The sequence below is a fragment of the Clostridium sp. AF12-41 genome, from assembly GCF_003461685.1.
In the GTDB taxonomy this organism is placed as follows: domain Bacteria; phylum Bacillota; class Clostridia; order Lachnospirales; family Lachnospiraceae; genus Otoolea; species Otoolea fessa.
In genome coordinates this window covers 199045-215395 of sequence record NZ_QTXO01000001.1, presented here as the reverse complement: position 1 = coordinate 215395, position 16351 = coordinate 199045, and the positions used below count along the sequence as shown (strand labels likewise).

The window sequence follows — 16351 nt, the reverse complement described above, 5'->3', positions numbered from 1 at the left end:
CTCCATATCCGCTCACATTAAATGCTGCTTTTATCAATTTCTCATTCTATCGTCAGCATTCCTGTGTTTTAGCCTTCTAAATTCCAGACACAGCCAACACTCTATTTTCATCTGTCTATTCCATATCTGCTCCGTCTTTCGCTCTCTTAAATTTCCTCTATTTTCCCATCTTCCTTACCCATTTGCCGATTCTCCTCTATCTTCACAATCTTACCATCGATAATATGGAAGATCCGGTCCGCATACGCCGCCAGATGGTTATCATGCGTGACCATAACCAGCGTCTGGTTCTGTTCCCGGACGATCCGCTGCATCAGTTTCAGCACATCCATCGTCGTGTGCGAATCCAGATTTCCAGTCGGCTCGTCTGCAAAAATGATCTCTGGATGTACCACCAGCGCCCGTGCGATGCCGACACGCTGCTGCTGCCCGCCGGACATCTGGTTCGGCATATGATCGCCGACTTTTTCCAGTCCGACCATTTTCAGATATTTTTCCGCCATCTCCCGGCGCCTGACGCGCGGCACACCGCGGAAGGACAGCGGAAGCGCTACATTTTCAACCGCATTCATCGTACCGAGCAGGTTATATGACTGGAAGATAAATCCGACCCGCTCCCGGCGGAATGCCACCAGCTGGTTCTCGTTTAATTTTTCTATGTGCTGTCCGGCTATGACAATCTCGCCCTTCGTCGGCTTCTCCAGCCCCGCCAGCATATTCAATAAGGTAGATTTACCCGAACCGGAGGTACCTACAATCGCACAGAATTCGCCACGGTACATCGTAAAATCAACGCCGTTCAGCGCGTATACCTTCGTCTCGCCGACGCGGTAGACTTTATATAGATTTTTTACCTGTATGACAGGTTCCCGTTTCCGGAGTTCATTCTTCCCCGGCACTTTCCGCTCTTCCATCAGCCTTCTCCATTTTCTAACTTATTTCATGCTCCTGAATATTCCATCGAAATCCATTCCTGACAACCTGGATTTATACAAGTTTCAACCATTGCAATTCCAGTTCTTCTTTCTACATTATACCGGATTTGTTTCAATTCTCCTACCTTATTTTTCTTAATGTTCCTTACGCTTTTCTTACCAGATTTTTCACCCTGTCTGACCGTTCCTTACGCTAATCCATTTTGCCCTGGAAAGTCATTTTTATTTCCTATTTCATCGCAGGTAATCTTCCAGCCGTCATCACATTGTCCATATTTTCTATCCCCCCTATTCATATTTTTTATATCACAGATCATTAAAAGCTATAGCAATCCATCTGGAAATGTTTTATAATAGTTGGGAAAAATATGCTAATACGAATAGAGAAGGAGAATCAAATGAGACATTTGCTGAATCCACTGGATTTTTCCGTTGAGGAGATCGACCAGCTTCTGGATCTCGCTTCCGATATCGAAGCCAATCCAGCCAAATATGCACACGTCTGCGACGGAAAGAAAATCGCGACTCTGTTTTATGAGCCAAGCACCCGTACACGCTTAAGTTTTGAGGCTGCTATGCTGAACTTAGGGGGACGGGTTCTTGGCTTTGCTTCTGCCGATTCAAGCTCTGCTTCCAAGGGCGAGAGTGTGGCAGATACCATCCGCGTTATCTCCTGCTTCACAGATATCTGCGCGATGCGCCATCCGAAGGAAGGTGCGCCGATGGTTGCTTCCCTGCACTCTTCCATCCCGGTTATCAATGCCGGCGACGGCGGTCACCAGCATCCGACGCAGACCTTGACCGATCTGATGACGATCCGTTCTTTAAAAGGACGCCTGAACAATTTAACAGTCGGTCTGTGCGGCGATTTGAAATTCGGACGCACGGTTCACTCCTTAATCAATGCGCTGTCCCGCTACACAGGCATCCGTTTCGTCCTCATTTCCCCGCCGGAACTGCGCGTCCCGGATTATATCATTGAGGATACACTGAATGCAAAGGGAATCGAGTACAAAGAGGTTGAAAACCTGGATGAGGCGATGCCGGAGCTTGATATTCTCTACATGACACGTGTCCAGAGAGAGCGTTTCTTCAACGAGGAAGATTACATCCGTATGAAAGACTGCTACATTCTCGACAAAAAGAAGATGGAGCTTGCCCGTGATGATATGTTTGTGCTCCATCCGCTTCCGCGTGTCAATGAGATTTCCGTTGAGGTGGACAACGACCCGCGTGCCGCTTACTTCAAACAGGTTCAGTACGGCGTATACGTCCGTATGGCTCTGATCATGACTTTACTGGAGGTGGAAAAACCATGTTAAATATCAGCGGATTAAAAGAAGGTTTTGTTCTGGACCACATCCAGGCAGGACGCAGTATGGATATTTACTTTAAACTGGGGCTGGACAAGCTGGACTGCCAGGTGGCTATCATCAAAAATGCGCGCAGCAGCAAGATGGGACGCAAGGACATCATCAAGATCGACGGCAGCCTTGATCTGGTAAATGTTGATGTGCTCGGCTACATCGATCACCGTATCACGATCAACATCATCAAGGATGGAAAAATCGTAGAGAAAAAAGATGTCAAGATGCCGAAAAAAATCACAAATGTCATCCACTGCAAGAACCCGCGCTGCATTACCTCGATCGAGCAGGAGCTTCCGCATATCTTCTATCTCGCGGATGAGGAAAAAGAGGTATACCGCTGCCAGTACTGTGATGAGAAGTATTCGCTGTAAATTCTCCTGAATATATCAAATGAATATCAAAAAAGCCATGAACGACTTTTCTGTAGATTTACAGATCATAAGCGATTTCATGGCTTTTTATTATTTTCCAGATTATAGATTCCAAAAGTGCCTACCCTTGAACATCTTAATTCCAGAACTCTGTCTTACCTTCCAGCCCGATACTCTCAGCCTTGAAGCACGGATTCTTGCCTTCCTTTTTCTGCACCAGGTAATCATCCAGACATTTGAGCGCTGTATTTCCCAGAATCACGATAACCGGCAGGTTGATGATCGCCATGATACCCATGAGGACATCCGCGAGATCCCATACCAGACCGAACTGGAGCTGTGCGCCAATGAAAACAACTACCACCGCAAACAGGCGGAACACATTCATTTCTTTATTTTTCAGCGTGCGGCCTGCGATGTAGTTGAGACATCCTTCACAGTAGAACAGGTTGCCGAGCAGCGTCGTGAATGCAAAGAGAAGAAGTGCAAATGTGATGAAGTACGGTCCAATCACACCAAATATTGTTCCCAGCGATTCCTGTACAAACGGAGCGCCTTTCAGCTCTTCCGACGGAACGATGCCGGTGCAGAGACACATCATCGCAGTTGCCGTACAGATGAGGATCGTATCGATGAAAACAGAAAGCATCTGTACCAGTCCCTGCTTAACCGGATGGCTGACATCGGCTGCTGCCGCCGCGTTCGGTGCAGAACCGACACCCGCCTCGTTGGAATACAGACCTCTCTTAATTCCCTGCATCATGGCAGAACCTGCAAATCCGCCGAAGATCGCCTTGAAATCAAAGGCATTGGAGAAGATATTGACAAATACCTCCGGGAGTCTTCCGATGTTTAAGATCATGACCGCAATCGCCATCAGGATGTAGAAAACGCCCATAAACGGAACCAGCACGCCGGTAATGCGGACAATCTGTTTTCCGCCGCCTATGATACAGATGCCGACCAGAATCGCCAGAATGGCGCCGCCGATCATCGGAACCAGGCTCCTGTCCCCCATCATAAATTGATGGTAAAAGCCGTAATTCGACATGCTGTCAATTAGGTTAAAGGACGCCAGCATATTAAAACCGCCAGCATAAGTAGCAATCAGGGCAATCGCGAAGACAACGCCCAGCGCACGGCTCTTCAGCGCCGCCTCGATATAATAAGACGGACCTCCGTAGCTTCCGCCGGATGCGTCGCGCTTCTTATAAATCTGTGCCAGCGTGCTCTCAACAAAAGCCGATGCGCCGCCCACAATCGCGATCAGCCACATCCAGAACACCGCGCCGTAACCGCCGATGGCGATCGCATTGGCTACACCTACGATATTGCCTGTGCCGACGCGGCTCGCCGTCGATACCATCAGCGCCTGAAATGCGGATACGGAGTTGCTGTCTGTCTTTTCTCCGACTACCCGGATTGATTCCGGAAGCAGACGGAGCTGTACGAAACGGCTTCGGAGTGTGAAATACAGTCCGACCGCCAGCAGCATGATAATCAACAGATAGCTGTACATAACATTGCTGATCACACCAACGAGTGATGCAAATCCTTCTAACATAAAATTTCCCCCTTTTCTTTTGTATGCAATATAGAAAAAAGAGCCGCTGCCGGATAAAGATGCTCTTTGGTATCTGCATTCGGCAACAGCCCTCTTAAATGATTTGAGCAAAACGGTAAGCCGGGTTATGTCGTTGAATGGTCATCTATCTAGTCCTGCTGTCGCCAGCAGGCTCAAGCAACCTACCCGAGAGCAGACGGGCCGCCTTGCGCTCTCTGTTCGGTCTTGCTTCGGATGGGGTTTACATGTGCCCCGGCTGTTACCAGCCGGGCGGTAGTCTCTTACACTGCCCTTCCACCCTTACCCGGTAAACCGGGCGGTACATTTCTGTTGCACTGTCCTTGGAGTCGCCTCCACCAGACGTTATCTGGCATCCTGCCCTGTGAAGCCCGGACTTTCCTCACCTGCAGCCTTTCGGTTCTGCAGCCGCGACCATCTGTCTTACTCAAAACATCCTAACTCTACCATATTTTCAGGCATTTGTCCAGTCAATCATACTTTAAAACAGCTTCCGCCGATAAATTCGCGCACAATCGAATTGTGCGGCACCTGTTCGCTGCTGACACCCAGAAAATAATCGAGAAATTTGAGCAGCCGCTTCGCCTCGTTGTACTCCGCCGAATCACGCGGAACACTATATAAGATCGGCTCCGCATACTGTTTGAGCACCGAAAGCTCATATAAAAACGCAGAGTTGAACATCGCATCCGCCTCTTCCTGATACGGGAAAATATTCCGCTCCTCGCCCCGGCGTACGGAATCCCACATCCGGATCGTGTCCTGTGCCGACGCACCGCGCGTTCTCGCATCGCGGACCATCCGCCGGATCAGACGTCCGTCCGTCGTCGGAACTCGGTTGTGATCGTCGATATTTAACTGGGTCAGCGCACTGATATAGATCTTAAATTTCTTATCACGCGGCAGTGAATACGACAAATCATCATTCAGGCAGTGGATTCCCTCGATGACCAGAATATCCTCCGCCCCAAGCTGCAAAAAATCGCCCTTATATTCGCGCTCGCCCTTGACAAAGTTGTAAACCGGCAGTTCCACGCGTTTTCCCGCCAGAAGTTCTTCCATATCTTCATTAAACTGTTTCACATCGATGCAGTTTAATGCCTCATAATCGTAATTTCCATTTTCATCCCGCGGGCTGTCCACACGGTTGACAAAATAATTGTCCACCGCGATCGGATGCGGTTTCATTCCCAGCGCGCCGAGCTGAATCGACAAACGGTGTGAAAAGGTCGTTTTTCCCGAAGAGGACGGTCCTGCAATCATGATCAGTTTGCGTCCGCTCTCATAAATCTGCTCCGCAATATCTCCGATCTTCTTTTCCTGCAGCGCCTCCTGCATCAGGATCAGGTCGTTCATGCGCCCCCGCGCGATCGTATCGTTGAGTGTTCCCACGTCAAACACACCGAGCTTGTGACCGAGCTTTTCCGCCTCCTGCTGGACATCAAACAGTTTTTTCTGCGGATGGAACGGCTGAATCGCCTTCGGCTGCTTCTTGTTCGGCAGACGCAGGATAAATCCTTCCTCGTACATCTGTAAATCAAAATATTTGAGATACCGGGTGCTCATGACCATATATCCGTAGAAATAGTCGTCATAATCGCCAAGCCGGTAAACATTGACCCGCGACGCCCGCCGGTAATTGAACAAACGCGCCTTGTCATACATGCCCTGCTCCTGGAAATGATCCATCGCCTCATCCGTATTTTCACTCCGTTTCTGCAGCGGCAGATCCTGCTCAGACAGGCGCTTCATCTCCGCTTTCACACGGTCTAAGAGCTCCTGGCTGAGTGTTACCCTGCCTTCCACCTCCACATACAGGCCATTTTCAACAGAAAAGCAGACCGTGATATTTTTCACATTTTCCCTGCCTGCCACATTCTGAAAGGCTTTCATCATCAGAAAGACGGCACTTCTCTGATATGCCAGATAGCCAGCCGTATCTTCCGCTGTGATAAATTCCATCTGGCAGTCCTTCTGCAGTGTTTTATGCAGCTCCCGCAGCCGTCCATTTACCGAGACCAGAAGAATATCATTCTCGTAATTCTTCTGATATTCCTCCGCAATCTCCGCATAGGCGGTTCCCTGCGGATATGTTTTTATCTCACTCTCAATCCGTACTTCCGGCATGTAATCCCCTCCCTAAACAATCTGGATTGGAAACGCCGGTTTCTCCCGCACAACCTTCACGGCGTCTCCCAGCTTCCCCATCAGATATTTCTCCATAAACTCAGTAAAAATGTGTTCAATTCCATAATGTCCAGCGTCGATGACCGCCATGCCCTGTGCAACCGCGTCGATTCCTTCATGGTGGCTGATATCTCCTGTGATATAAACCTGCGCCCCGGCTGCCAGTGCCTCTCCCATCGTGCTTCCTCCTGCGCCCGGGCAGACCGCCGCTTTCTGAATCACTGCCTCACCGTCCAGCTCACCGAAGACCGCCGCATACGGCAGGCCAAATGCCTCCTTGACCTGCTCGGCAGCTGCCCGCAGCGTCATCGGCTGTTCGAAGCGTCCAGTGCATCCGATTCCGTAGGAAGTGCCGTCTCCGGTCTCTCCCATTTTCTCTAAAACTTCACAATCCGTCAGTCCCAGCTTCTTTGCCGCCAGATCTGCCATGCAGCCCGGCGCCGCGTCGAAATTCGTGTGCATCGCATAGTAGGAAATATCATCCTGAATCATCCGCAGGACTCTTCTGCCGATGAAATTCTGATCGGACACCTGCTTGATTCCTTTGAAAATAAGCGGATGGTGCGTCAAAATCATATCCGCCCCCGCCTGCTCTGCCTGCTCAATCACAGAATCGGTGGCGTCCACCGCCAGAAAGATCGTCTTCACTTCCTTCCCGCTGCGCCCCGCTAAAAGCCCCGGATTGTCCCAGTCACATGCCATGCTGCGCGGCGAAAGTGTTTCCAGGATCTTGATAATCTCACTGCATTTCATGTCTCGTCTCCTCTATCAGCGCCAGATAGGCGGTCAGTTCGTTGATGCGCGCTGCTCGGCGGCTGATCGCCGTCTCTCCCGCTTCACTGGCTTCTAAAGTTTCCTTCTTGTTCTGGGCATCATTTTCTGTCAGCCCTGCCAGCACCTGCCGCGTCATCTTCTCTTCTTTCTCCAGATACGCAAGCAGCACCGGATCTTTCTTCCGGATCAAATCGGCTCCAAAACGGTAATCCTGCTCTCTCCCCGGCCGCATCGTGCCTCGCGCCGCTTCTATCACTATGTAATATTTTCCCTCGTCTGTCAGCATCGCTTCCCGGAGAATCGAAAATCCCTGTTCTTCCAGAAAATGACGCACTTCGTCCTGCTCCGACTGTGGCGACAGAATCAGGCGTTCTTTTCCCTCGCTCCAATTCTCCCACACATGGCGTCCCTGTTCCAGAATCCGGCAGGTCAGTTTTCCGCCCATTCCGGCGATCACAACTGTATCTGCCTCGCCTGCTTTCAATTTTGCCAGTCCGTCTGACAGTCGCAGTTCAATTTTCCCGGAAAGCCCCACCTCTTCCACGTGTTCTTCCGCCCGCTCCAGCGGGCCTTTCCGCACATCCATCGCCAATGCCGACGGGCACACGCCCTTCTGCACCAGCCAGATCGGCACATAACCGTGATCGGTGCCGATATCTGCTACCCGGCTGCCCGGCTGTACAAAAGAAGCGATCCGTTCCAGACGCTTCGAGAGTTTTACTTCTGTCCGCATGATTTATTCTCCTGTGTTCTACTTTTTATTTCTTCTTTCCAGATCATTCATCCAGATAATCCTTCAATTTCTTGCTCCGGCTCGGATGGCGCAGCTTCCGCAGCGCTTTCGCCTCGATCTGGCGGATCCGCTCGCGGGTGACATTGAACTGCCGTCCTACCTCTTCGAGCGTGCGCGGTCTGCCGTCGTCCAGGCCAAAGCGCAGACGCAGCACCTTCTGCTCCCGCTCGGTCAGCGTATCGAGCACTTCCATGAGCTGTTCATGCAGCAATGTATAGGTTGCCGCATCGACCGGAACCTGCACATGATCGTCCTGAATGAAATCGCCCAGATGACTGTCTTCCTCCTCGCCGATCGGTGTCTCCAAGGAAACCGGATCCTGTGAAATCTTCATGATCTCCCGCACACGCTCAACCGGCATCTCCATCTTTTCCGCGATCTCCTCCGGGGTAGGTTCCCGTCCAAGTTCCTGTAAAAGCTGTCTGGAAGTCCGGATCAGACGGTTGATCGTCTCCACCATGTGAACCGGAATCCGGATCGTCCGCGCCTGATCCGCGATCGCGCGCGTGATCGCCTGACGGATCCACCAGGTTGCATAGGTGCTGAACTTAAATCCTTTTGAATAATCATATTTTTCAACCGCCTTGATAAGACCCAGATTTCCTTCCTGAATCAGGTCAAGGAACTGCATACCTCTGCCGACATAGCGCTTCGCAATGCTGACAACCAGGCGCAGATTCGCCTCCGCCAGACGTTTTCTGGCATTTTCATCTCCCAGCTCCATCCGCTTCGCCAGCTCAATTTCCTCTTCCGGGGAAAGCAGCGGCACTTTTCCGATCTCTTTCAGATACATCCGGACTGGATCATCGAGGCTGACGCCATCCGGGATGCTGAGATCCAGGTTGTCCACGTCGATCGGCTCCTCCTCCTCGCCGTCTTCAAAAAGTTCTGGCTCCATGTCCTCATCGTCATCCATCCGGAGAACGTCTACATGATGATTTTCCAGAAAATCATAGATCTGATCGAGCTGTTCCGGGCTCAGTATCTCACCATGGAAATAATTCAATATTTCTTTATTGTCCAGTACATTTTTCTTTGTTTTTGCCAATTCCAGAAGCTGTGTGAGTTTTTCTTCAAATGTAACTTTTTTCTCTTCCATAGTTCGTCCTTCCTTCCATCCTCAGAACCTGCCCGACCATTTCCAATTTTGTTACTGAACACGCATACGTGTCCAGTAACGGAATTTGCCGTGGCTTCGCATTTCAATACGGCAAATTCCTGCTGCCACCACGTTTTCTTACGGCACTTTCGGTTCCAAAAGTGCCTACCCGTGTACAGTAACCCAATTTTTCCCAATCCGCAATCACTCCAACGTAATTACGAGCGAAGGCAATCCCGCCTGTTCCCGTATGAGCCGCTGCAGCTCATTCAAATCCGACGCCCGCCGGATCTGATCGTCGAGGCTGTTCTTCTTGATCCGGCGCACCGTCTCCGCAAATGCCTTTTTCTCCTCCTCATTGTTTAAGGATTCTTCCAGACTTGCATTGAAAAGCGCCGCGACTTCTTTATAATTGCCCTCGTCGTCGATAAAGCGGTTCAAAATCGCCGCCGGATTGACATTTCCAGCTTCCAGACCCTCAAATACAGCTTTTGCTGCTTCTTTATAAAGTGGTTTTACAAAATCCTCCGGTCCGATGATGTCCTTGATCCGGGCATACAGCGATGGTTCTTCAATCAGCCATGTAAGAAGCAGGCGTTCTGAACGGCGGATGCCCTCGTCCTTCTCCTTCTTCCTGCCCACCGGTCTCACCGCCGGTCCCGTATTTCCCGGAAACTCTGCATTTCCAGCACCGCGGTTTTCCGCCATTGCCCCGGCACTGCCGACGCTTCCGCCTACCTCCCTGTTTTGTACCGCACCAGTCGTATTTCCGGTTCTATATGAATCACCATAGCGACCCGCATATCCGCCTGCTGCCGTCTCCCCGACGCCATACCGGCTTCCGAGCTGGTTGACCAGCCGCCGCAGATCTTCATAATTGATAAAGTATTCCCGCGAAACCGCCTGTATATAATTATCCCGCTCCAGCGCCTCGCCAAATTCAAGCAGCTTGCGCGCCGTCTGATTGTAAAATGCCGTCTTCTGCTCCGGATCTTCCATATCAAAGCCGGCTTTCAGCACATCGATCTCATAGAGAAAGCTGTTTCTAGCCGTCTCGATCCGCTTTTCAAACTCCTCTGCTCCCAGGTTTTTCATAAATTCATCTGGATCCTTATACGGACGCATATTCAATACCTTGGTTGAAATTCCTGCCCGCTTGAGGATCGGAATCGCCCGCAGCGCCGCTTTGACGCCCGCGCCATCGCTGTCGTAGGTCAGAATGACCTGATCCGTATACCGCTTCAGAAGCGCCGCATGCTGCTCGGTCAGCGCCGTTCCCAGCGATGCGACCGCGTTCGTATAACCCGCCTGGTGCATGGAAATCACATCCATGTAGCCCTCGCAGAGCATCATATATTTCTTTCTCGAAGTACGCGCGTAATTAAGTCCGTATAGATTCCGGCTTTTGTCAAACAGCATCGTCTCCGGTGAATTTAAGTATTTCGGTTCTCCATCCCCGAGGACACGACCGCCAAACCCGATCACCCGGCTGTTGACATCCATGATCGGAAACATGACACGGTTCCAGAACTTGTCCCTGGCGCCGCGCTCCTCAATCGTTACCAGCCCCGTATCCTTTAAAAGCTCGTCCTCATAGCCCTTGCTTTTCAGATACCGATACAGATCGTCGCTGATTTTATTGGAAAATCCCAGTCCGAACCGCCGGATCGTCTCATCCGTCAGCTTCCGCTTTACCAGATAATCATATCCTATCTTTCCCTGCGGCTGCTTGAGCTGGTAATAAAAATAATTGGCTGCCAGCTTATTGATCTCCAGAAGCGCCGCCTTGCGGTCCGCCTTCGCCTTTGCCTCTTTAGAATATTCCATCTTCGGCAGTTTCACGCCCGAACGGTCCGCCAGCATCTCAACCGCCTCGCGGAATGAATAATTTTCATATTCCATCACAAACGTAATCACATTGCCGCTGACACCGCAGCCAAAGCAGTGGTACATCTGCTTGGACGGCGACACCGAAAAGGATGGCGATTTCTCATGATGAAACGGGCAGAGTCCAAACAGGTTGCTTCCCTTCTTCTGCAGCTTCACGTATCCGGAAATCACATCCACAATGTCGCTACGCATTCTGACTTCCTCGATTACCTCTTCCGGATAATACATTTCTTCCTCCTTATACGCTCCAGGCTTTCGGAATAAACAATTCCTTAAACCGGTCAATCGCGTAAATATCTGTCATACCCGCGATATAATCGCATACCGCGCGCTCTTTCGTCTCATTTCTTATCTCCATAATCCGGTGGGATTCTTCCGGAAGTTCCTCCGGATGCGCCATATAATATCCATACAGCATCTCGATCATCTGCTGTGCGCGCCCTTCCTCCGCTTTCGCAATCCCGTCATGGTAGACATGGTCAAACATCCAGCGGCGCAACCCGTGCATCGCCTCCTCGCGTTCCGGTGACATCGCCACCTCCGGCTTGTCCTGGCTGTGCTCGATGATGTCGTGGATCATGATATTCAGCCGCTCATGCACACTGTTTCCCAGAATGTCCGTGTACTCCCGCGGCAAATCCTCTTCCTTCATGATCTTTCCCCGGATCGCATCATCTATATCATGGTTTATGTAGGCAATTTTATCTGAAAGCCGCACAACATTCCCTTCCAGCGTCGCCGGATGACCGCTCGTCCGGTGGTTCAGGATCCCGTTGCGAACCTCCCAGGTCAGGTTCAGCCCCTGCCCCTTCTGCTCCAGCACCTCCACAATGCGGACACTCTGCTGATAATGCGCGAACCCCTCGCTGCAGAGCCGGTTGAGCACCGCCTCCCCCGAATGACCAAACGGCGTATGTCCCAGATCGTGCCCCAGCGCGATCGCCTCCGCCAGAGACTCATTCAGCCGCAGCGCTTTCGCGATCGTGCGCGCTATCTGCGATACTTCCAGCGTGTGCGTCAGGCGCGTCCGGTAATGGTCGCCCTCCGGCGCCAGAAAAACCTGCGTTTTCTGTTTCAGACGCCGGAACGATTTGCTGTGCAGAATACGGTCGCGATCGCGCTGATACTCTGGCCGGATGTCGCAGAGCGGTTCTTTCCGCTCCCGTCCCCGTGTATTCGCACTCAGCGACGCATACGGACTCAGGGTTTCCTGTTCCCATTTTTCGATCGTTTCTCTGATATTCATCCAGATCCCACCTTTATTCAGAATAATTTACGGAATAAATTCGAAAGTTCGCCCATTATCTTATAATAATATCATATTTTTGTAATTTGGGACAGAGGTTTTCCATGGATTTTTGATCTTTTTCTATTTTCTTTTTTTATTTTATGTGGAAAGAAGGGGAATTATGACTACTTATTTCCATCTATTGAACAAAGGGGCTTAGAATGAAAAAGAGAAGACATCTGTTCTTTTGAATACAGACATCCTCTCTTTACTATCACACATACAAAACGTAACGGCTGTCCCCGATGGACCTCATCTACATTTTATTTTCACTTATTATTTTTACTTATCCGCTTTTTCAAGCAGTTTCTTGATACCCTGAATTGCTACTAATACACCCAGGATTAACAGCAGCACTGCAAATACAAGCTGCAGTGTATTTCCCAGATCCAGACCGGTCGTCATAAATGCGTTTGTGAGCTTTATGATGGTCATGCTCAGTGCAGTAAAGGTAACTGCCATCATGAACAGCATCGGCACCCAGAGCATCCAGCCCTGACGCTTGGTTTTCTTTAAGAATACTGCACAAGCTACAAGAGCAAGTACCGATAACAACTGGTTTGCAGAACCGAATAACGGCCAGATCTCTGCATAGCCGACCTTGGTAAGCAGGTATGCGAGTACCAGTGTGATGATGGTTGCAAAATATTTATTGGTTACTACTTTTACAAACGGGCTCATATTTTCCTCGTCTGTGTCCGAATCCATGAAAAATTCCTGGAACGACAAACGTCCTACCCGGGCAACCGAATCCAGGGAAGTCAGTGCAAATGCAGATACCGCCAGGTTGATTAATGTAAACACAAGCGAATGCGGCAGACCAACTACGGAAAGAAAGTTTGCGATCGCGCCTGCAAAAATCTGCGGCTGGGTGGTAAGTCCCTGTGCTGCTGCCTCGCCATCTGCAAAGGAAGCAACTGCAATCAGTGCGATGATAGCAAGCATACTCTCCATCAGCATTGCGCCAAACGAAACCGGAAGCATGTTCTTTTCATTTTTGATCTGTTTAGATGCAGTACCGGAAGATACCAGAGAATGGAAACCGGAAACTGCGCCACAGGCAATCGTTACAAATAAAATCGGGAACATATACTGTCCATTTACATTAAAGCTTGTAAACGGTTTCAAATTACATGCCGGATTAGCCACAAATACACCGATAACTGCACCGACGATCATAAAGATCAGCAGATAGCTGTTCAGATAATCACGCGGCTGAAGCAGCGCCCATACCGGAGCGACACTGGCAATCAGAATGTACACAAAGATAATAATATGCCAGGTTCCAAGATCGACATAGACCGGGAAATTCAGTCCCAGTGCGATCGCTGCCACCAGTAATAAAATAGCGACGGCTGTGTTGATCCATTTGTTGAATTTGGTATATTTGAGGAAATATCCAAGTGCAACTGCCTCGATGATAAATAACATAGAAGTAGTTGCAACGGCTCCATTTGCCGCTATCTTTGTGACAGCACCTGCCTCATCGACCGTAAATCCCTTAAATGTTCCCGCTACAACGTCTGCAAACGCTGCAACAACCAGAATACAGAACAGCCAGCAGAATAAAAGGAATAATTTCTTTCCTAATTTTCCAATGTACTCTTCGATGATGTATCCGATTGTTCGTCCCTTATTTTTGACAGACGCATACATGGATGCAAAATCCTGAACGGCGCCGAAAAATACGCCGCCGATTAAAATCCAAAGCAGGACCGGAAGCCAGCCAAAAATTGCCGCCTGGATCGGACCATTGATCGGACCCGCACCGGCGATCGACGCGAATTGATGACCAAACACAACGTTTGTATCAGCCGGTACATAATCGACACCGTCCTCCATCTCATATGCCGGAGTTTTGGCATTCGGATCGATGCCCCACTTATTCTGGAGATAACGCCCGTACAGGAGGTATGCTCCTCCCAGAACAACGATGGCGATTATCATCATCATTACTCCACTCATAGTTAAACCTCTTTCCTTTGTTTATTTATAAAAAAACGCCTCTGCTATCCAGTCGGATAACAAAGGCGGATTTTCTATCCAAACAGTTTTCCTGCTCCATCCAGTAACTCTCTGTATTCCCGTTCTTTTATTGCCATACTCATTGCATTTTATACCATATAAATTATACTCTTTTGAGCAGAAAATTCAATTAACACTTTAAATATAATTTACAATTTCATTTGTTGTTTTTTGTGCACCTTGCACTTCCTATTGTTTTTACAACGGGAAACTTCGCTCCAGACACAATGCCCCATACCCCACCCGCTCATTCGGATATACCGTCTCCCCCGGCAGACTCCGCGCCCCGCGGATGAGATATGCTTTCAGCTTCTCCCCATACAGATAGGGATCGTTCCCATTTACAATCCCCCATTGCATCATCAGAGCCGCCGATCCGGTCACAAATGGAGCGGCAAAGGAAGTTCCTGTCACCGCCTCATATCCGCCGCCTGCGCGGGCGGTGATGATATTTACACCAGGTGCCGCCAGCTCTGGTTTGATCGGATGCCCCAATCTTGCAAATCCACGACCAGAAAAATCTGCATACGCCTGCGTGGCGTCATCGTACGCCCCCACCGAGATCGCCCGGCTGGCGGTCGATGGGATTGTCAGCGTCGTGTCCGGTGATGCCGCCAAAAAACGTGTTTCCCTGTTCAGTGCCATGCCCGCTGGCAGCCACAGATCATACTGACCATCCCGTATTTCTTCTGGAATCAGACGGATTTTCCAGAGCCCGTCTTGAATGTAGCTTCTTTTTGGAATCAAATCCAGATAAATCTCCTGCGCCTGACTGTATGGACTCGGCATCCCATAATATAGAAGAATCTCTTCCGTCTCATAGGAAAGCCGCTGTGCTCCCAATGATTCCCGGATCAGCCCGGCGCTGCTGCCGCCCGGGCTGAAAATTTCTACTGAAAACCGGTCCTGATACAATTTCCATAGCTGCACACCGAAGCCCGTCTGATATTCCCCCACTGCAAGCTCTATCTCCACCGGACGTCCCATCTGCAGAAATCCCGCCCGGTGTCCCATGCTGTATCCTTCATTTCCGGTTCCCACGATGATGGAAGTCCGCCCCCGCTCTGCCATCGAATTTAGATACGTCTCCAGCAGGCTGGTTCCGTCATGCGAACCATATGTATTTCCAAAGCTCAGATTCACCGCCACCGGCATCCGCCATTCCTGTGCGATTCCCACCACATAGTCCAACGCCCGCATCAGCTCTGTTGTCCTGGGAAATGAATCCGCAAGCGGCGTTCCAAGCTTCACGACCAGAAGTTCACTCTCCCAGGCTACTCCCCGGTAGTGTCCGCCGCCCTCCCAGCCATTTCCGGCTGCAATCGCCGCAACTGCCGTCCCGTGCCCACTCACATCCCGCGACTGGACGATCTCGTAAGCGCGTTCCCGGCTGCCCGCCTCCAATGCCCGGTTGAGCTCCTCCCGCGTATAAATCCGGTTCTGCTCCTGATCCCAAAGTGCGGCGATGCGCGTCGTTCCATCTGCGTTTCGAAAGTCCGGATGGAAATAATCGATTCCGGAGTCGATGATGGCAGTCAATGTGCCTCGACCACTTAAATCAGCATCTCTGCCATACACGTTTTGAGAGACTTGATTTCCGCTCTGCACCGGCGCAATACAGGTATCCCGAATCGCCCGGTTCACCTCAAAATAAAGACGCTTCGGCTTTTCTATATACTCAACCTGTGATAATCCTGCCAGATCATCCACCTGCGATTCAGGGAGCCGCACAATCGCGTAGCCGCCGGAAAGTGGATAAATTTCCGCCTGCGGCAGCTGTTCCTGCAACTTTTCCACAGTTCCATTATATTGAATGATTAATTCCCAGCGTTTCGTATTCTGGTCGTATCCCATCTGAAGTGCCGGGGACTTTTCCCGTTCCGCTTCTGTCGCATCCAAAGATAAGTTTAAAAGGTTTTCTTTTTTCTGGCTCTTGCCATTCACTAATTCACTCATTTTACAGTTTATGCTTATATGGCAAATCCCAGCATCATATTCTATCTATTTTTTTAACAAAACAAAACCCGGTACATCTCT

Annotated in this window: 12 protein-coding genes and 1 other RNA gene; 2 read left to right on the top strand and 11 right to left on the bottom strand. The window is 50.1% G+C overall.

What is annotated here, in order from left to right:
* Positions 1–146: 146 nt before the first annotated feature.
* Positions 147–914 (bottom strand): ABC transporter ATP-binding protein, encoded by a 768-nt coding sequence (locus tag DWV73_RS00910; RefSeq protein ID WP_107001543.1) that lies wholly within the window; start codon positions 912–914, stop codon positions 147–149.
* A 419-nt stretch (positions 915–1333) separates the two neighbouring features.
* Between DWV73_RS00910 and pyrB the strand changes: the two genes are divergently transcribed.
* A complete protein-coding gene (gene pyrB / locus DWV73_RS00905; protein WP_117795157.1) occupies positions 1334–2257 on the top strand; it encodes an aspartate carbamoyltransferase in 924 nt (307 codons plus the stop codon).
* Positions 2251–2676, top strand: a complete 426-nt coding sequence (locus tag DWV73_RS00900) for an aspartate carbamoyltransferase regulatory subunit (protein ID WP_022359701.1) — start codon at positions 2251–2253, stop codon at positions 2674–2676. The genes pyrB and DWV73_RS00900 overlap by 7 nt, the downstream gene beginning before the upstream one ends.
* A 136-nt stretch (positions 2677–2812) precedes the next feature.
* Here DWV73_RS00900 and DWV73_RS00895 read toward each other — a convergent pair whose 3' ends face one another.
* The 10 genes from DWV73_RS00895 to DWV73_RS00850 form a co-directional block, all read right to left on the bottom strand.
* Positions 2813–4240 (bottom strand): alanine/glycine:cation symporter family protein, encoded by a 1428-nt coding sequence (locus DWV73_RS00895; protein ID WP_117795155.1) that lies wholly within the window; start codon positions 4238–4240, stop codon positions 2813–2815.
* Between the two features lie 100 nt (positions 4241–4340).
* Positions 4341–4688, bottom strand: an RNA gene (rnpB, locus tag DWV73_RS00890) — RNase P RNA component class A.
* 44 nt (positions 4689–4732) lie between these two features.
* Positions 4733–6385 carry a nucleoside kinase gene (locus DWV73_RS00885; protein ID WP_117795153.1) on the bottom strand — a complete coding sequence of 551 codons (1653 nt, stop codon included), beginning with the start codon at positions 6383–6385 and terminating at the stop codon, positions 4733–4735.
* A 12-nt stretch (positions 6386–6397) separates the two neighbouring features.
* Positions 6398–7198 (bottom strand): Nif3-like dinuclear metal center hexameric protein, encoded by an 801-nt coding sequence (locus tag DWV73_RS00880; RefSeq protein WP_117795151.1) that lies wholly within the window; start codon positions 7196–7198, stop codon positions 6398–6400.
* Positions 7185–7952 carry a class I SAM-dependent methyltransferase gene (locus DWV73_RS00875; protein ID WP_117795149.1) on the bottom strand — a complete coding sequence of 256 codons (768 nt, stop codon included), beginning with the start codon at positions 7950–7952 and terminating at the stop codon, positions 7185–7187. The genes DWV73_RS00880 and DWV73_RS00875 overlap by 14 nt, the downstream gene beginning before the upstream one ends.
* 43 nt (positions 7953–7995) lie before the next feature.
* Entirely contained in the window at positions 7996–9111 is a 1116-nt protein-coding gene (rpoD, locus tag DWV73_RS00870) for an RNA polymerase sigma factor RpoD (RefSeq protein WP_022359694.1), read from the bottom strand.
* A 204-nt stretch (positions 9112–9315) separates the two neighbouring features.
* Positions 9316–11229, bottom strand: coding sequence for a DNA primase (gene dnaG / locus DWV73_RS00865; RefSeq protein WP_117795147.1), 1914 nt, complete (start codon positions 11227–11229; stop codon positions 9316–9318).
* Positions 11230–11239: 10 nt separating this feature from the next.
* Entirely contained in the window at positions 11240–12247 is a 1008-nt protein-coding gene (locus DWV73_RS00860) for a deoxyguanosinetriphosphate triphosphohydrolase (protein ID WP_117795145.1), read from the bottom strand.
* Between the two features lie 324 nt (positions 12248–12571).
* Positions 12572–14254, bottom strand: coding sequence for a carbon starvation protein A (locus tag DWV73_RS00855; protein WP_022359691.1), 1683 nt, complete (start codon positions 14252–14254; stop codon positions 12572–12574).
* A 258-nt stretch (positions 14255–14512) separates the two neighbouring features.
* Positions 14513–16270, bottom strand: a complete 1758-nt coding sequence (locus DWV73_RS00850) for a S8 family peptidase (protein ID WP_117795143.1) — start codon at positions 16268–16270, stop codon at positions 14513–14515.
* Positions 16271–16351 lie beyond the last annotated feature (81 nt).

Coding starts and splice junctions, on each gene's coding strand:
- DWV73_RS00910 (WP_107001543.1), bottom strand. CDS start 914: ATGGAAGAGCGGAAAGTGCCGGGGAAGAATGAACTCCGGAAACGGGAA.
- pyrB (WP_117795157.1), top strand. CDS start 1,334: ATGAGACATTTGCTGAATCCACTGGATTTTTCCGTTGAGGAGATCGAC.
- DWV73_RS00900 (WP_022359701.1), top strand. CDS start 2,251: ATGTTAAATATCAGCGGATTAAAAGAAGGTTTTGTTCTGGACCACATC.
- DWV73_RS00895 (WP_117795155.1), bottom strand. CDS start 4,240: ATGTTAGAAGGATTTGCATCACTCGTTGGTGTGATCAGCAATGTTATG.
- DWV73_RS00885 (WP_117795153.1), bottom strand. CDS start 6,385: ATGCCGGAAGTACGGATTGAGAGTGAGATAAAAACATATCCGCAGGGA.
- DWV73_RS00880 (WP_117795151.1), bottom strand. CDS start 7,198: ATGAAATGCAGTGAGATTATCAAGATCCTGGAAACACTTTCGCCGCGC.
- DWV73_RS00875 (WP_117795149.1), bottom strand. CDS start 7,952: ATGCGGACAGAAGTAAAACTCTCGAAGCGTCTGGAACGGATCGCTTCT.
- rpoD (WP_022359694.1), bottom strand. CDS start 9,111: ATGGAAGAGAAAAAAGTTACATTTGAAGAAAAACTCACACAGCTTCTG.
- dnaG (WP_117795147.1), bottom strand. CDS start 11,229: ATGTATTATCCGGAAGAGGTAATCGAGGAAGTCAGAATGCGTAGCGAC.
- DWV73_RS00860 (WP_117795145.1), bottom strand. CDS start 12,247: ATGAATATCAGAGAAACGATCGAAAAATGGGAACAGGAAACCCTGAGT.
- DWV73_RS00855 (WP_022359691.1), bottom strand. CDS start 14,254: ATGAGTGGAGTAATGATGATGATAATCGCCATCGTTGTTCTGGGAGGA.
- DWV73_RS00850 (WP_117795143.1), bottom strand. CDS start 16,270: ATGAGTGAATTAGTGAATGGCAAGAGCCAGAAAAAAGAAAACCTTTTA.